General features: G+C 69.6%; 13 protein-coding genes. 7 read left to right on the forward strand and 6 right to left on the reverse strand.

All coding sequences use genetic code 11. From position 1 onward, the window contains the following. Positions 1 to 86 precede the first annotated feature (86 nt). From ROY82_04365 to clpB, 4 genes are all read left to right on the forward strand, one after another. Complete coding sequence (locus tag ROY82_04365) at positions 87 to 1,229, forward strand: NAD(P) transhydrogenase subunit alpha (protein ID MDT3681702.1); 1,143 nt, start codon at positions 87 to 89, stop codon at positions 1,227 to 1,229. Positions 1,230 to 1,234: 5 nt separating this feature from the next. Next, the gene (locus ROY82_04370; protein MDT3681703.1) at positions 1,235 to 1,510 is read left to right on the forward strand and encodes an NAD(P) transhydrogenase subunit alpha; all 276 of its coding nucleotides are present in this window, start codon (positions 1,235 to 1,237) and stop codon (positions 1,508 to 1,510) included. A gap of 7 nt (positions 1,511 to 1,517) precedes the next feature. Then, positions 1,518 to 2,885 carry an NAD(P)(+) transhydrogenase (Re/Si-specific) subunit beta gene (locus tag ROY82_04375; GenBank protein MDT3681704.1) on the forward strand — a complete coding sequence of 456 codons (1,368 nt, stop codon included), beginning with the start codon at positions 1,518 to 1,520 and terminating at the stop codon, positions 2,883 to 2,885. Between the two features lie 141 nt (positions 2,886 to 3,026). Continuing rightward, positions 3,027 to 5,612, forward strand: coding sequence for an ATP-dependent chaperone ClpB (gene clpB, locus ROY82_04380; GenBank protein ID MDT3681705.1), 2,586 nt, complete (start codon positions 3,027 to 3,029; stop codon positions 5,610 to 5,612). A gap of 29 nt (positions 5,613 to 5,641) precedes the next feature. Here clpB and ROY82_04385 read toward each other — a convergent pair whose 3' ends face one another. Continuing rightward, positions 5,642 to 7,354 carry a SulP family inorganic anion transporter gene (locus tag ROY82_04385; protein ID MDT3681706.1) on the reverse strand — a complete coding sequence of 571 codons (1,713 nt, stop codon included), beginning with the start codon at positions 7,352 to 7,354 and terminating at the stop codon, positions 5,642 to 5,644. A 138-nt stretch (positions 7,355 to 7,492) separates the two neighbouring features. Between ROY82_04385 and ROY82_04390 the strand changes: the two genes are divergently transcribed. From ROY82_04390 to ROY82_04400, 3 genes are all read left to right on the forward strand, one after another. Further along, positions 7,493 to 8,248 carry a PIG-L deacetylase family protein gene (locus ROY82_04390; GenBank protein ID MDT3681707.1) on the forward strand — a complete coding sequence of 252 codons (756 nt, stop codon included), beginning with the start codon at positions 7,493 to 7,495 and terminating at the stop codon, positions 8,246 to 8,248. A gap of 62 nt (positions 8,249 to 8,310) precedes the next feature. Further along, complete coding sequence (locus ROY82_04395; protein MDT3681708.1) at positions 8,311 to 9,753, forward strand: hypothetical protein; 1,443 nt, start codon at positions 8,311 to 8,313, stop codon at positions 9,751 to 9,753. Between the two features lie 28 nt (positions 9,754 to 9,781). After that, positions 9,782 to 11,362 carry an NFACT RNA binding domain-containing protein gene (locus tag ROY82_04400; protein ID MDT3681709.1) on the forward strand — a complete coding sequence of 527 codons (1,581 nt, stop codon included), beginning with the start codon at positions 9,782 to 9,784 and terminating at the stop codon, positions 11,360 to 11,362. Positions 11,363 to 11,417: 55 nt separating this feature from the next. Here the strand turns inward: ROY82_04400 and fba are convergent, their stop codons facing one another. From fba to gltX, 5 genes are read right to left on the reverse strand one after another with little or no spacing between them, the layout of a single operon-like run. Continuing rightward, positions 11,418 to 12,341, reverse strand: coding sequence for a class II fructose-1,6-bisphosphate aldolase (fba, locus tag ROY82_04405; protein MDT3681710.1), 924 nt, complete (start codon positions 12,339 to 12,341; stop codon positions 11,418 to 11,420). 24 nt (positions 12,342 to 12,365) lie between these two features. Further along, entirely contained in the window at positions 12,366 to 12,659 is a 294-nt protein-coding gene (locus tag ROY82_04410) for a hypothetical protein (GenBank protein ID MDT3681711.1), read from the reverse strand. Beyond that, on the reverse strand, positions 12,659 to 13,426 hold the full coding sequence (gene mqnB, locus ROY82_04415) for a futalosine hydrolase (protein MDT3681712.1): 768 nt from the start codon (positions 13,424 to 13,426) through the stop codon (positions 12,659 to 12,661). The genes ROY82_04410 and mqnB overlap by 1 nt, the downstream gene beginning before the upstream one ends. Positions 13,427 to 13,436: 10 nt before the next feature. Next, positions 13,437 to 14,369, reverse strand: coding sequence for a signal recognition particle-docking protein FtsY (ftsY, locus tag ROY82_04420; protein ID MDT3681713.1), 933 nt, complete (start codon positions 14,367 to 14,369; stop codon positions 13,437 to 13,439). Further along, positions 14,366 to 15,940, reverse strand: a complete 1,575-nt coding sequence (gltX, locus tag ROY82_04425) for a glutamate--tRNA ligase (GenBank protein ID MDT3681714.1) — start codon at positions 15,938 to 15,940, stop codon at positions 14,366 to 14,368. The genes ftsY and gltX overlap by 4 nt, the downstream gene beginning before the upstream one ends. Positions 15,941 to 16,021 lie beyond the last annotated feature (81 nt).

Here is a 16,021-nt window from a genome sequence, read left to right on the forward strand (position 1 = left end):
CGAGTATAGCCCCGCCAGTTCGTGCTTCTCACAGGGACGGGTGCCCCGGGCGCCGCGCGTTACGTACGTGCAAAGATGAACGACGTATGAATATCGTCGCGTTGAAGGAAACCGTAAGCGGTGAGCGGAGAACTCCCATCACCCCTCAGGTGGCCGACAAGCTCGTGAAGCTGGGCGCCACTGTCACCTTGGAGCCCGGAGTGGGCGCGAGTTCCTACTTCGGTGACGAGGAGTACGCCAAGGCCGGCGCCACCTTCGAGCCCGACCGTGGCAAGCTGCTGGAAGCGGCCGACTTGTTCCTCGCGGTGCAGCCGCCGGCGCTGGAAACGGTCGAGGGCCTGAAGCGAGGGGCGCGGGTGGCCGGATTCCTCGACCCGTTCTTCAACCACGACCTGGTGCGCGCCCTGGCCGCCAAGGGCGTAGATGCGCTCTGCATGGAGCTCATCCCGCGCACGACCTACGCGCAGAAGATGGACGCGCTCTCGAGCCAGGCCAGCCTTGCCGGCTACGCCGCCGTGATCCTGGCAGCGGAGCGCTCGGTCAAGGCGTTCCCCATGATGAGCACGCCCGCCGGCACCATCCCGCCGGCGCGCGTGTTCGTGGTGGGAGCGGGCGTCGCCGGGCTGCAAGCGATAGCCACCGCCAAGCGCCTTGGCGCCAGGGTGGAGGCCTACGACACGCGGCCGGTCGTCAAGGAGCAGGTGCAGTCGCTGGGCGCCAGGTTCGTCGAGATAGACGTCGGCGACACGGGCCAGACGGAGCAGGGCTACGCGAAGGAGATGACGGCCGAACAGCTCGAGTCGCAGCGCAAGCAGATGGCCAAGGTCTGCGCCGGCTCCGACGTCATCGTCACGACGGCCCAGGTGTTCGGCCGGCGGGCGCCTGTCATCATCAGCGCCGACATGGTCGCAGGCATGCGCGCCGGCAGCGTAATCGTCGATCTCGCCGCCAGCACCGGGGGCAACGTGGAGGGTTCCAGTTCGGGCGAGGAGGTCGTCACCGCCAACGGCGTGCGCATCGTCGGCCTCGCCAACATGCCCGCCGAGGTGGCCAAGGACGCCAGTCAGGTCTACGCCAACAACTTGTACCTGCTCCTCGAGCACGCCTGGGACAAAGAAGCCAAGACCCTGCGCCTCGACGTGGAAGACGACGTCGTGGGCGCGTGCCTGCTCATCGCCAACGGTGAGATCCGCGACGCTCGGGTGCGCACCGCGCTCGGGGAAGGTTGACCGTCATGCTGCTCCTACTTGCCTTCGTACTCTCCGTCTTCTTGGGCTTCGAGCTCATCAACAAGGTGCCGTCGCAGCTGCACACGCCGCTGATGTCGGGCTCCAACGCCATCTCAGGCATCACCATCGTGGCCGCCCTCGCCGCCACGGCGGTGGAGGGCACGCTCGGCACCGTGCTCGCGCTCCTGGCCATCATCGCGGCCACCGTCAACATCGTCGGCGGCTACCTGGTGACCGACCGCATGCTGGGCATGTTCCGCGCCGGCGACAAGGACAAGTGAGACGGCCGTGACGACGTTGATCCAACTCGCATACCTGGTGGCTGCCGCGCTGTTCATCTTCGGCCTCAAGATGCTGGGCCGCGCCCAGACGGCGCGGCGCGGCAACATGATCTCGGCCACCGCGATGCTCATCGCCGTGGTGGCGACGCTCTTCCTGGCGGGGCTCGATTACACCTACATCATCATCGGCCTGATCGTCGGCACGGCCATCGGCGTTTTCATAGCGCGCACCGTGAAGATGACGGCCATGCCCGAGATGGTCGCCCTGCTGAACGGCTCGGGCGGCCTCGCGTCCATGCTGGTGGGCTGGAACGAGTACATCCGCAACCCGCACGCCGACCCGGTGACGGCCATCTCGATCTTCGTGGCCGTCGTGGTGGGCGCGGTGACGACGACGGGCTCGGCGATGGCCTGGGCCAAGCTCTCCGAGAAGATGCCCGGCAAGCCCATCCTGTTCTCGGCGCAGCAACTCGCCAACGCGGCCATCCTCGGCGCCACGCTTATCCTGGGCGTGCTCTTCGTGCTGTTCCCCGGCTCGAGCTACGCCTTGCTGCTCATCTTCCTCGTGCTCGGGCTGGCGCTCGGGGTGCTGGCGGTGCTGCCCATCGGTGGCGCCGACATGCCCATAGTCATCTCGCTGCTCAACAGCTACTCCGGCATCGCGGGCGCGGCGGCCGGCTTCGCCATCGGCAACACGGTGTTGGTGGTGGCGGGCTCCCTGGTCGGCGCCTCGGGCATCATCCTCACCCAGATCATGTGCAAGGCCATGAACCGGTCGCTGGCGAACGTGCTGTTCAGCGGCTTCGGCGCGGTGACGACTTCCTCCAGCGGTCCGGTGGAGGGCGAGGTCAAGGCGATGACCGCCGACGACGCCTACTACGTCCTCGAGGCGGCCTCGAACGTGATCTTCGTGCCCGGTTACGGTATGGCCGTGGCGCAGGCCCAGCACGTGGTCAAGGAGCTTGCCGACCTCCTCGAGAAGAACGGCGCCGAGGTGCGCTACGTCATCCACCCGGTTGCCGGTCGGATGCCCGGCCACATGAACGTGCTGCTGGCCGAGGCGAACGTGCCGTACGAGCAGCTGGTGGAGCCCGAGGACGTGAACCCGACGATGGAGATGGTCGACGTGGCCGTGGTCATCGGCGCCAACGACGTCGTCAACCCGGCCGCGCGCGAAGACGAGGGTAGCCCCCTATACGGCATGCCCATCATCAACGTCGACATGGCCCGCACCTGCTTCGTGCTCAAGCGCTCGATGAACCCGGGCTTCTCCGGCGTGGAGAACCCGCTCTTCTACAAGCCCAACACGCGCATGCTCTTCGGCGACGCCAAGGCGACGCTGGGCGCGCTCGTGGCGGAGTTCAAGGACGCCTGAGCCCCGCGGTTCCGTAATGCGCGCTCCTCGGCGCCACCCAAGAAGGTGGCGCCGAGTGTCATCTCGGGCCTCGAACGCCACCGGCGCTTGACGTGATAAGAAAAGTTGACAACAAGAGACTCAAGTCACTATCATCGTCGCATGGATGCCGAACGCTTCACCGAGGCCGCGCTTCAACTCGTCGCTAGCGCCCAACAGGTGGCGCGCACCCGCCAGAACCAGCAAGTAGGCCCGCTGCACCTGGCGGCCTCGCTGCTCGCCGATCCCTCCGGGCTCCCGAGCCGCGTCGTAGAACGCGCGGGGGCGGACCCCGAGGCCGCGCGGGCGACGATAGACGCGGGCCTCGCCAAACTTCCCGTCGTGAGCGGGGCCGACGGACAGTTCATGAGCCCCGTGCTCGGCAACGCGTTCACGCGGGCGGAGGAGTTGGCCAAGGAGTGGCAGGACGCCTTCGTCGCGGCCGACACGCTCCTCGTCGCGTTGCGCGACACGGCCGGCAAGGAACTCGACGCGCTGCCTCCCGCCAGGGCGCTCGAGGAGGCCGCCAAGGCCATAAGGGGCGGCCAGAACGTGGACAGCCGCACCGCCGAGAGCACCTTCGAGGCGCTCGAGACCTACGGCATAGACCTCACGCAGCGCGCTCGCGAGGGCAAGCTCGACCCCGTCATAGGGCGCGACGAGGAGATCCGCCGCGCCGTGCAGATCCTCCTGCGCCGGACCAAGAACAACCCGGTGCTGATAGGCGAGCCCGGCGTCGGCAAGACCGCCATCGCCGAGGGGCTGGCGCTTCGCATCGTCAACAAGGACGTGCCGCAAGGGCTGCAGAACAAGCGCATAGTCCAGCTCGACATGGGCAGCCTCCTTGCTGGGGCCAAGTACCGGGGTGAGTTCGAGGAGCGGCTCAAGGCGGTCATCGAGGAGACCGCCAGGTCGGCCGGCGACATCGTCTTGTTCATCGACGAGCTGCACACGATCGTCGGCGCCGGCAAGGCCGAGGGGGCCGTCGACGCCGGGAACATGCTGAAGCCGTCGTTGGCGCGCGGCGAGCTGCGCATGATCGGCGCCACCACGCTGGAGGAGTACCGCACCATCGAGAAGGATGCCGCCCTGGAGCGGCGGTTCCAGCCCATCTTCGTGGACGAGCCCACGGTGGAGGAGACCATCTCCATCCTCCGCGGCATCAAGGATAAGTACGAGGTGCACCACGGCGTCGGCATCACCGACGTGGCCATCATCGCGGCCGCCACCATGGCGCACCGCTACATCTCCGATCGGCGCCTGCCCGACTCGGCCATCGACCTGATCGACGAGGCCGCCAGCCGCATCCGCGTTCAGCTCGACTCGCTTCCCGAGGAGATCGACGACCTGCGGCGCCGCAAGCTGCAACTCGAGATAGAGCACGAGGCGGTGAAGCGCGAGTCCGACCCGGACTCCGCGGCGCGCATCCTGCGCATCGAGGAGGAGTTGAAGGTGATCGCCGATCAGATCGGCCAGGCCCAGGCCGACTGGGAGGCCGAGCGGGGCGTGCTCGAGGAGTGGCGCGCGGACCAGGAGGAGCTCGACCGCGTGCGCACCCAGATCGAGGCAGCCGAACGCGACTACGACCTCGCCACCGCCGCCAAGCTCCGCTACGGCGAGCTGCCGAAGCTGGAGGCGGAGGTCAAGCGCCTCGCCGAGAAGCTCGACGACGCGCGCTACGTGCGCCTCGAGGTAGGTGAGGAGGAGGTGGCGCAGGTCGTGGCGCGCGCCACGCGCATCCCGGTGGCACGGCTGTTGGAGGGCGAGCGCGAGAAGCTCCTCCGACTCGAGGACGAACTGCACGTGCGCGTGGTCGGTCAGGACGAGGCCATCACGGCGGTGGCGGACGCCATCCGCCGCTCCCGCGCCGGGCTCGCGGACCCCAACCGCCCGATCGGGTCCTTCATCTTCTTGGGCCCCACCGGTGTCGGCAAGACCGAGACCGCCAAGGCCCTGGCCGCCCAGCTCTTCGACAGCGAAGACAAGCTGATCCGACTCGACATGTCGGAGTACATGGAGCGCCACAACGTCGCCAAGCTGATAGGCGCCCCTCCCGGCTACGTCGGCTACGAGGAGGGCGGCCAACTCACCGAGGCCGTCCGCCGCCAGCCCTACTCGGTGATCCTCTTGGACGAGATAGAGAAGGCCCACGTGGACGTGTTCAACACGCTGTTGCAGGTGCTCGACGACGGCCGTCTCACCGACGCTCAGGGGCGCACCGTCGACTTCCGCAACACGGTGGTCATAATGACGAGCAACATCGGCTCGCCGCAGATCCTCGAAGCCGGCAGGCTGGGCGCCGATCACGAGACGCTCAAGACCACGGTGGTCGCTGAGTTGCGCAACCACTTCCGGCCCGAGTTCTTGAACCGCGTGGACGAGGTCATCGTCTTCCACGCCCTCGACCAGGGGCAGATCCGCACGATCGCGACCTTGCAGGTCGAGCGCTTGCAGCACCGGCTCGACGAGCGCCGGATAACGCTGGCGCTCTCGGAGGCGGCCCTCGACGAGCTGGCCCGCGTCGGTTTCGACCCGGTCTTCGGCGCCCGCCCCCTGAAGCGGGCCGTGAGGGACTACCTCGAGACCCCGCTCGCCCGCGAGATCCTCGCCGGGCGCATAGCGGATGGCGATACGGTCGAGGTGGAACCGGGCCTCGAGCCCGGTGCGCCGTTCAGGTTCGAGGTGCGCGAACTGGCGCCGGCGAACTGAGGGGCAGGCCCGGTCCGCCCCCTGGCTGGTCAGCCGGACTGCCTGGCAAGCTGCCGTTCGCGCGCTACCTCGATGGCCAGCTCCGTCGTCACGAAGTCGGCCGCGCCGTCGCGGGTGATCTCCTCGTAGACGCCCATGCGCTTCAGCAGGGCCTTGGGTTGAGGCTGGAGTCCGGAGATGAGCAACGCGATGCCGCGGCGCGAGAGCCTATCGTGGATCGCCCGCAGCGCGGTCACGCCCGTGGCGTCCATGACGGGCACGCGCTTCAGACGCAAGACCACCACCTTGATGCCCTTGTCGACTTTCACGAGCTGGTCGATGAAGCGCTCGGCGGCGCCGAAGAAGACGGGCCCGTCGACGCGGTAGGCGATGACGTGCTTTTCAAGCAGCCGCTGCTCGGCCTCGACGTCCTCGTCGGAGTCGCGGTGCGGCCCGTCGCCCGCGAGCTTTATCGGGTCGACGGTGAACATGTTGCTCATGCGCACGATGAACAAGATCGCGGCGGCCACCAGCCCGACCTCGATGGCGAGGATGAGGTCGAACAAGATGGTGACCGTCATGGTCAGTAGCAGCACGAACGCGTCCGACTTGGTGCTGCGCATGATTAGCGAGGCGGCCTCGCGCTCGACCATCCGCACCGCGACGACCATGAGGATGCCGCCGAGGACGGCCAGCGGGATCTGCGAGGCGAGCGGCGCGAGGAAGAGGATCACGACCAGGAGCGTCAGGCCGTGGACTATGCCTGCGAGGCGCGTGCGCGCGCCCGAGCGCACGTTGACCGCGGTGCGCGCGAGGGCCGCGGTGGAGGGGAGACCGCCGAACAGCCCCGATGCGATGTTCCCCAGGCCCTGGCCGAACAGCTCGCGGTCCGGGTCGTGCTTCTCGCCGACCGTCATGCCGTCGGCGACCACGGCGCAGAGCAGGCTCTCCAGCGCCGCCAGGACGGCCACGGCGACGGCGGCCCTCGACAGCTCGACCCACGCCCCCGCCAGCGCGAGGTCGGGCAGCTTGGGCATGGGAAGCGACCTGGGGATCTCGCCGATGCGGGCAACGTCGAGGAAGGCGGGCATGAGCGACACGAGCGTGACCAGCACGAGCGCGGCCATGCTGGCGGGTATGAAGGAGAGAGCCGGAACGCGCCCCCAGGCGAGCATCGCCACGATGGTGATGAGCGCCAGGAGTATGGGCAGGATCTGCGGGGCGGCCACGAACTCGCGCGCGGTCTGGTAAGCGATGAGCACGATGCTCTCCCCGTGCGGCGCCTTCACGCCGAGCACGTTCGGAAGCTGCTGCAAGAAGATGATGGCGGCGATGCCGTTGGTGAAGCCCGTCACGACCGGCCACGGGATAAACCTCACGTAGCTGCCGACGCCGGCGAACGCGAGCACGAGCAGCACGAGCCCGGCGCCGATCCCCAGGATCGGTAGCGCTCCTGGCCCATGGTGCGCGACGATGGGAAGCAGCACGGCCGTCATGGCGCCCGTCGGGCCCGTGACCTGGAAGTTGGAGCCGCCGAAGAACGAGGCCACCACGCCGGCGACGATCGCGGTGACGATACCCGCCGTCGCGCCGACCCCCGCCGTCACCCCGAACCCGAGAGCCAACGGCAGCGCGACGAAGGCGACCGTGATACCCGCGAGGACGTCCACCCGCACGTACTTCGGTCTGTAGTCCCCGGGCCTCGGGAGGAACTTGAGCACGCGCCCGAGCGTTGCGCTTCGCCTGGAGGTTGTCGTCTGCACCGATGTCTCCTTATCGGGGTCCGCGCGCCAGGGCGCGAGACCCGCACAGCTCCGTCAACGATGATGCTCCCGTGCGCCCGTTACGGCAAGACCACTGGCGCTTCCGCTGCGGCGCCGGGGAGGCGGTAACGTTGACGGATGAGCACCGACTTCCTCACTGACCTACTCCTCGTCGTCCCGCACCCCGACGACGAGGTGTTCGGCTCGGCAGGTATCCTGGCACGCACGGCGGCCGCCGGGCGCACCGCCACTCTAACGCTCACCCGTGGCGCCGCCGGCCGGACCCTTGGGCTCTGCGCGCGCTCGGAGCTGGCCGACAGGCGTGAGAAGGAGCTGCGCGCGTCGCTGGCCGTCCTTGGTGTTCAGGACGTGACCATCCTCGACCACCAAGACTACGTCCCCGACGCGGATCGCGGCCTGGCGGAACATCCGGGCCTCGCCGGCCTTGATTTCGCTGAGCTGCTCGCCGAAGTCCTCGCCGTGATGAACCGCACCAGGCCTCGGGCGCTGCTCACCTTCCCACCCAACGGGTCCAATGGGCACCCCGACCATTGCCTCACCCATCGCCTCGCCATAGGTGCGTTCAACGCGGCCGACGTCAAGCCGGAGCGGCTCTACTACTTCGCGAGCGCAAGGCGCTTCGAGGGCCCCCAGCGGCCCGGGTTCTTGAGCGAGAGCGAGATGCACGGGCGCTACCTCGCGCCCACGCATGCCGCCCTCGTGGGCGGCGAGCTCGAGCCCAAGCTCGCCGCCATGGGTTGCCACGAGACGCAGGCCCTGTCCGTCCTCGGGTTCATGCGCAACTCGCCCGGCCGGTTGCTGGAGGAGACCTTCCACCGCGCACACCCTCCGGTGGCCGCCGGTGCCGAGGTGGAGCACGTCAGCTTCCTCTGAGGGAGGCCGCTCGCGTGTGGCATCTTCTGCGTGGTGGACGCTAGTCCGTGGTAGCGTTGCTCATGCTATTCAGGCGTCAACGCGCGCCGGACCTGGCACCCGCTCACGAGGCCCTGGCCAAGGGCCAGTACGAGGTGGCCTTCGCGGTGCTCGAAAGTGCCGTGAAGCGTGGTGGCGCTCGGGGTAACCAGGGTCCCATGTGGCTCCAACTCGCGGAGGTGTACGCGCTCTACGGTGACGAGGGCTTGGGGAACGGCCAACCCGCGCTGCGCAGCGCGGTGAGCACCGATCCGAAGCTCGGCTCGCACCCCCTATACCGCGCGCTCTTCTGGGAGTTCGCGGCCTACCGCGGTGCCGCGCTAAGCGACGTCAAACGCGGGCTCAAGGACGTGCCGGAGAGGCCGCCCGAGGTTCCCGGGGGCGGCCCGTCGGACGCCTTCGACGCCGTGGCCTCGTATCACGCCGCCGCCGCCCTGTTCGCCGTCGACGCCGCCAAGAGCGCCGGGCGCCGCCTAAGGGCGATCGAAGAGGGCGCCCTGCCCGCCTACCTGGAGTGGCGCCGCTGGTCCCTCGTCGGGCAGTGCAGCGAGGCCCTGGGTGAGTGGGAGGGCGCCGCCGACGCGTTCGCGCGCTCCGTCCAGCTGGCGCCGGAACTGGAGCGCGACGCCGAGCGTTTGAGCCTGGCGGGTGCGCTCGTAGAGCTCTTCCGCACCGAGGAAGCCCTCGAAAACCTGGCCGCCGTGGAAGCCACGGCTCTACAGGCGGAGGAACTCGCCGTCTACCACTACCTGCAAGGCCGCGCGCACCTCGACCTCGACAACCCCAACCTCGCCCTCGAGCACCTGCGCGAGGCGGCGTCGGCCGACGCTGAGCTCGGCGGCGCCACCTACAGCGTGGCGTTCGCCACCGCCCAGGCCCTCAGCGCGGCGGGTCGACCCGAGGAGGCCACCGTGGCCTTCGAGAGGGCGCTCGCCAACGTCCCGGCCGAACACAGGGCCTTCACGCAGCACGAGGCGGCCTACGCACTCATCGAGTGCGACCGGCTGGAGGAGGCAGGTGCGCTGCTCGGCGAGGTCGTCACCGATCCCACCTACTCGCACCGCGCGGACGCGCTGGCCGACCTGGCCGACGTTCGCCTGCGCTGCGGCGAGCTCGACTCGGCACGGACCCTCGCACAAGAAGCCCTCGAGCTGGGGGCCACCGCTCCCGCTTGCATCACCCTCGGCAGCGTCGCGTTCGAGTACTACCACCTCGAGGACGCCGCCGCCTGGTACGAACAGGCGCTCAGCGCCAGCCAGACCGGCGACCCTTTCTGGGTGGCCGCGCAGCAGATGCTCGCCGACGTCTACGCCCAGATGGGCGACGGTTACGTGGCGCGCGTCCTCCAGCATGCGCGCGCGGCGCTCGAGCACACGGAGGCGGGCAGCGAGTGGTACCTGCCGCTCAAGCAGTACGTCGACGATGCCAAGAGCCGCCTGGGCGGCTTCGAGCGCGTGCTGAACTGACCCCGAGAATTACAGTGGCCGTGAGCTGATGGAAGGCCTTCTCATCGCGGAGCAGCTGCGGGCACTGGCGCCGCTGCTGCCGGCGGAGCGGCTGGCCTGGCGTTTCCCCGACGACCGCACGGCCGTGCTACCGCTCCTCGAGGGGCGCTCCCTGTGGTTGGGTAGCCGGCCGCCGCGTCCCTACCTGGCGTTGAAGGAGGGCGCGCCGGAGGCGCTCAAGCCGCGCACGCCGTTCCAGCAGCAGCTCGCCTCGCGGGCGGTGGGCCCGCTCCTGGCCGCTACCCAACCGGCGCGCGATCGCGTGCTCAGGCTGACCTTCGGGACGTCCGAGGGGTTCGTGCCGGTGCCGGGCGTCGAGCTGGTGGCGGAGCTTACCGGCAGGAACTCCAACCTGGTCCTCGTCGAGGGCGGCAGGATGATCGGGGTGGAGCGCCAGGTTCTCGCCGACCGCAATCGTTACCGCGAGCTCAGGGTCGGCCTCGACTACCGGCCGCCGCCGCCTTACAGCAAACTCGACCCGATCGGCGCCCCCTTGGAGTCCATCGCCGCGGCGCTGCGCGGGAGCCGGCTCGCCCAGGTGGCGAGTGTGGTCGACGGCGTCGGGCCCGAACTCACGGCGGCCCTCAAGGCCGCCGCCGCGGCCGATGGCGTGGCCGCCGACACGAAGCTGGACGGCGACGCGCTGGCGCACGCGGCGCACCTGGTCGCGGAGGCGGCGCAGCGGCCGAGCGCCTTCCTGGCACGCTGGGGCGGAGTGCTCGACCCCATGAACGCGGCCCGCGAGGAGCGTCAGACGTTGGCCCTCGACAAGCTGGAGCGGCTGCTGAAGAAGGAGCTCAGGCTGGCCAGGCGCAAGGTGTCCGACGCCGTGACCGCCGTCTCGGCCGGTGAGGAGGCAGGCGAGCTGCGGCGCCAGGGCGACCTCCTCCTGGCGCGGGCGGCGGCCGTGCCGGCCGGGGCCGAGCAGGTCACGCTCCCGGGCTTCGACGGTACGGAGGAGACGCTGACGCTGGACCCACGGCTCGACGCCGCCGGCAACGCCAGAGCCCGCTACGACCAGGCCCGCAGGCGCGCGGCGCGGGCACAGCGGGCCCTGCGCGAACTGCCGGCACTGGAGGCGGCGGCCGCTGCCGCCCAAGCGGCGCTCGAGGCCGCGGCCACGCTGCCTGCCGGGGAGGTGCGTGCCAGGCTGCAAGCGGCCGAGAGCGGCGCCGCCCAGGCCGACAGGCGTTCAGCCGTGCCGGGCATCAGGTTCCAGGGCCCGCACGGCTTCGAGGTGGTGGTCGGCCGCAATGCCCGCGACAACGACAAGGTGACGTTCGGGGTCGCGCGCAGCCGCGACCTGTGGTTCCACGCCCAGGGTTACCGGGGCTCGCACGTGGTGGTGCGCTCCGGCGGCAAGGAAGTCCCGTTCGACACGGTGCTGTTCGCAGCGAGGCTGGCGGCCGGCCACTCGGAGGCCGGACGCGAGGACCGCGTGGCCGTCGACTATACCGAGCGCAAGAACGTCTGGCGGCCCAAGGGTGGGGCGCCGGGGGCCGTCAACTTCGCGCACCACCGCACGGTGGTGGTGGCGCCCGCGCGTGACGACGCGGGCGCGAGGGGCTGAGGGCCACTGCCGCGGCCCGCCGTTGCCGCCCGGTTCAGGCGATCCCAGAAGGCCTTCAGCCGGCCTTGCCGGCCGAGCCGAATACCCGCATCCGGTCGGCCACGACGCGCTTCATCTGCTCGCGCGCCGGCCCGAGTATCTTGCGGGGGTCGAACTCCTCCACCCTGTCCCTGAGCACCTCCCGCACGCTCGCCGTGAACGCCAGGCGCAAGTCGGTGTCGGTGTTGATCTTCGCGATGCCCTCGGTCACGGCCTGCCGCACGTCGTCCTCGTGGATCCCGCTGGCGTCGCCGATCACCCCACCGGCGGCGCGGAACCGCGTCACCAGCTCGGCCGGCACCCCGGAGGCGCCGTGCATGACGAGCGGAGCCTGCACCAGCTCCGCTATTGCCCTGATGCGGGCGTGGTCGATGAACGGCCGCCCCTTGCCCTTGTAGGCGCCGTGCGACGTACCGATGGCCACGGCCAGATAGTCGACGCCGCTCTCGGCCACGAAGCGCTGCGCCTCGTCCGGACGGGTGAGGGCTGCCTCTTCGGCGGTGACTTCGATGTGCTCCTCGATGCCGACCAGGCGCCCGATCTCCGCCTCTACCGTCACCCCGACCGCGTGAGCCGCCTCGACCACGCGGCGGGTCTCGGCCACGTTCGCGGCCTCGTCCAGGTGCGACATGTCGATCATCACCGACGTGAAACCCATGCGGATGGCGCGCAGGCACGACGCGTAACTGGAGCCGTGATCGAGGTGGATGGCAACGGGAACGCTCGCCTTACCGGCGAAGTACTTGACGATCTCCGGGAGGCCGGGCCCGCCGTACTTGAGGGCTCCCTCCGACATGGCGACGATGACGGGGCTGCGGAGCTCCTCCGCCGCTTCGATGATCGCTTGCGTCATCTCGAGGTTGTTGGTGTTGAACGCGCCCACGCCGTAGCCGGCGGCGCGTGCGGTAGCGAGGATCTCCAGGCCGGTGACTAGTCCCATGCGCCGATTCTACTTTCAGCAGGCCTACTCGTCGCTCTTGCGGCCGGAGCCCCGGCCCGCCGGTGGCAGCGTCGAGCGTCCGCCCACGAAGCCACCGGCGACTGCCAGGGACAGAGACAGCAGTAGGGTGACCGGGTCGTCGCGCTGGAAGAACACGAGTGCCAGCACCAGCAACACGGCCGAACCCAGGCGGCCGATGAACGCGCGGCGCTTGGGCAACAGGCGCCCAGGGTCGAACGTGAGGATGTGCGTGACCACGTACGTGAGGAGGAGCAGGACGAAGTAGGCCCAGACCGGCACCGCGGCGAGGAGGTCCATCAGCCGCCCGCCAGGAGCTCGACGGCCCGCAGGGCGGCGTCACAGGCGTTCGTTATGGCCGCTTTCACCTGCCACCTGCTCTTGTCACGCTCGCCGACGACGTTGCTGACGCCCCTGATCTCCACCATCGGCACGCCGAACGCCAGCGCCACCTGAGCCACGGCGCCGCCCTCCATCGACTCGATGGCCACGCCGTGCCGTTGGGCGAGCCAGCGCGCGTGGTCGTCGTCGGCCGTCACCGCCTCGCTCGTTGCGAACGGCACGGCGGCTATGTTCAGGGCGCCGGCCAGCCGGCCCACGAAGCGTTGATCGAACCAGAGCCGGTTGTAGGTCGGCGGGTCCGTCGTCAGCAGCGGGAAGCCTATGGCGTCCAGGCCCTCCCAGCCGGCGCCGTGGCCCACGCCGCTATCCACGTGGGTCTCGCTGGCCGCCGTCGCCACCTGGCCCGGCTCCGGTCCGGTGCCCGGGTAGGCGCCGCCGATCCCCACCAGCAGCAGGTGACGCGGCCTCAGCTCGGTCAGTGCGATGGCGGTGGCGGCCGCCGCGTTGACCTTGCCCACACCGGTCGTCCCCAGCACTACCTCGACCCCGGCGAGCCGACCCCGTTCGCGGTTCCACCACGGCACCGGCCGGCCGGGCACGGTCGTTGCCGCGCCGCCCTCGAGCGCCGCCTCCAGCGGGCCCAACTCGCCCCGGGTGGCCGCGAGGACGAGGACGTTCACGCCCGCTTCGTCGCCGCGGCCGTGGGCAGGGGCGGGAGAACTCACCGCCAGGACCTCAGGCCGCCACGGGCGGCATGTCGAGCAGGGCACGCACGAAGGCGGCGGCGTCGTAAGGCTGGAGATCGTCTTGGGCCTCGCCGACGCCGATGAACTTGATGGGGATGCCCAACTCGCGCGTGATGGGCAGCAGGATGCCACCCTTGGCGGTGCCGTCGAGCTTGGTGACCACGACGCCCGTCAGGGTGACGGCGTCATGGAACTTGCGGGCTTGCTCGAGGCCGTTCTGGCCGGTCACGGCGTCGAGCACCAACCAGGTGTCACGCGGCTCCCCCGGGTCCGCCTTGGCGATGACCCGCTTCACCTTCTTGAGTTCCTCCATGAGGTTGTGCTTGGTGTGCAGGCGGCCGGCGGTGTCGACCAGGAGCAGGTCGGTGCCGCGCGCCTTGCGTTGCTGCGCCGCATCGAACGCGACGGCGCCGGGGTCGCCGCCATCCGGGCCCGTGACGGTCGGGATGCCGAGGCGCTCGCCCCACACGGCCAACTGCGCGCTGCCGGCCGCGCGGAAGGTGTCGCCCGCCGCGAACATGACGCTGCGGCCGTGCGAGCGGTAGTAGTTGCCGAGCTTGGCGATGGTCGTCGTCTTGCCCACGCCGTTGACCCCGACGATCATGACGACCTTGCCGTCGGGCGCAACGACCTTGCGCGTCACGTCGAGGGCGAACCCGACGCGCCGCAACTTCTGGCGCATGCGGTCCGGCTCCAGCTGATCGAGGAGGGCCTTCTCGAGCGCCTCTCTGAACGAGGTCCCGCGGTCGCGTTCCGCTTTCGCTTCCGCCACGACGGTGGCGGCCAGCTTGGCGCCGACGTCGGCGCCGATCAGCGCCATCTCGAGGTCCTCCCAGTCCATCTCCCAGGCGGCGCCCTTGCCGCCGAACGTGGCCGCGCGGGTGCGGCCCAGGCCCTCTCGGAGCCTGTCGAACCAACTCACTGGGCGCCGCCCTTGTTCGCGGCCTGCACCGGTGCGCCGTGACTCTTCACCCGGCTCTTCTTGGCCTCCTCGGCGGCGGCCTTGCGGGCACGCTCCTCCTCGACGAGGCGCTGGGGATCGTCGTCCGGCAGGCCGGCATCGATGAAGGTGAGGGCCTGGCCGATGCGCTTCAACGACTCGCGCTTGCCGAGGATGACGATCAGGTCCGTAACGCCCGGCGCTTGCGTGGTGCCGGTGAGGGCGGCACGTAGGGGCATGAGGACCTTGCCCATGGGCACGGCCTGCTCCTGCACGTAGTCGCGGAGCATGTCGTCCACGCCGTCGTAGTCGAAGAACTCGAGCATCGAGAGCTCGCGCTCGACGTCTTGCAAGAAGGACTGGCCCGCCGCCAGCTGCTTGCGCGCCGGCTCGTCGTAGCGCAGCGTGCCGGTGAAGAAGTAACGCGCCTGGTCCACGAGCTCGCCCAGCGTTTCGGCCCGCGGACGCAGGACGTCGACGACGTCGAGCAGGTAGTCCTCGTCGTCGCACAAGTAGCCCTCGTCCTCGAGCAGCGGCCGCACGCGCTGCGCCACGTCCTCGAGTGGCAGGATGTCGCGGAGGTACTTGGCGTTGAAGTTGCGCAGCCGCTTGAGGTCGAAGACCGGCCCTCCTAGCGACACGCGATCGATGTCGAACTCCCGGGTCATGTCCGCGACGCTGAAATACTCGCGCCCGTCGGGCATGCTCCACCCCATGTTGGCCAGGAAGTTGAGCAGCGCCTCCGGCAAGTACCCCTGCCGGCGGTACGAGTCCACAGAGGTGTCGAGCTTGCGTTTGCTCACCTTGCTGTGGTCGGGGTTACGCAGCAGCGGCAAGTGGATGAACTCGGGCAGCCGCCAGCCGAAGGCCTGGTAGAGGAGCACGTGGATGGGTGTGCTCGTCACCCACTCCTCGGCCCGGATGACGTGGGTGACGCCCATCAGGTGATCGTCGATGACGTTGGCGAGGTGGTAGGTAGGATAACCGTCGCTCTTGAGCAGCACCGGGTCGCGGATCTCGCTGTTCGGAATGGTGACGTCGCCGCGAAGGCGGTCTTCGAACGTGGTCGAGCCGTCGTCCGGCGTCTGCAGGCGCACCACGTTCGGCTCGCCTGCCTCATGCCGCCGGGCCTGCTCGGCCGCCGGCATGCCGCGACCACGCCCGTCGTAACCCAGCGGCTTGCCGAGGCGCCGCTGGTTGACGCGCATCTCGTCTAGCTCCTCGGGGGTCTCGAAGGCCCTGTAGGCCCGGCCGCCCTCGAGCAGCGTGGCCACGAGGGTTTGGTAGGTCTCCAGGCGCTCGCTCTGCCGGTAAGGCCCGTTAGGGCCGCCCTTCTCGGGGCTCTCGTCGGGCTCTATGCCCAGCCACTCGAACATCTCGAGGATCCTGGCCTCCGCTCCCTCTTGGTAGCGTTGCCGGTCCGTGTCCTCGAGGCGGAAGATGAAGCGCCCACCGTGCCGCCGGGCGAAGACGTAGTTGAAGAGTCCGACGTAGGCGGTGCCGACGTGAGGGTCTCCGGTCGGCGAGGGTGCGATCCTGGTGACGACTTCCATGGAGGCGCCTCCTATCTGGGCATCATAGCCCGGCACCTGCCAGGCGAAACGTCGTTGGCCGCCGTCCACCGCGTGATTTCC

It is taken from the genome of Truepera sp., from assembly GCA_032027045.1.
In the GTDB taxonomy this organism is placed as follows: Bacteria; Deinococcota; Deinococci; order Deinococcales; family Trueperaceae; genus JAAYYF01.

Coding starts and splice junctions, on each gene's coding strand:
- ROY82_04390 (MDT3681707.1), top strand. CDS start 7,493: ATGAGCACCGACTTCCTCACTGACCTACTCCTCGTCGTCCCGCACCCC.
- ROY82_04395 (MDT3681708.1), top strand. CDS start 8,311: ATGCTATTCAGGCGTCAACGCGCGCCGGACCTGGCACCCGCTCACGAG.
- ROY82_04370 (MDT3681703.1), top strand. CDS start 1,235: ATGCTGCTCCTACTTGCCTTCGTACTCTCCGTCTTCTTGGGCTTCGAG.
- ROY82_04365 (MDT3681702.1), top strand. CDS start 87: ATGAATATCGTCGCGTTGAAGGAAACCGTAAGCGGTGAGCGGAGAACT.
- ROY82_04400 (MDT3681709.1), top strand. CDS start 9,782: ATGGAAGGCCTTCTCATCGCGGAGCAGCTGCGGGCACTGGCGCCGCTG.
- ROY82_04410 (MDT3681711.1), bottom strand. CDS start 12,659: ATGGACCTCCTCGCCGCGGTGCCGGTCTGGGCCTACTTCGTCCTGCTC.
- fba (MDT3681710.1), bottom strand. CDS start 12,341: ATGGGACTAGTCACCGGCCTGGAGATCCTCGCTACCGCACGCGCCGCC.
- gltX (MDT3681714.1), bottom strand. CDS start 15,940: ATGGAAGTCGTCACCAGGATCGCACCCTCGCCGACCGGAGACCCTCAC.
- clpB (MDT3681705.1), top strand. CDS start 3,027: ATGGATGCCGAACGCTTCACCGAGGCCGCGCTTCAACTCGTCGCTAGC.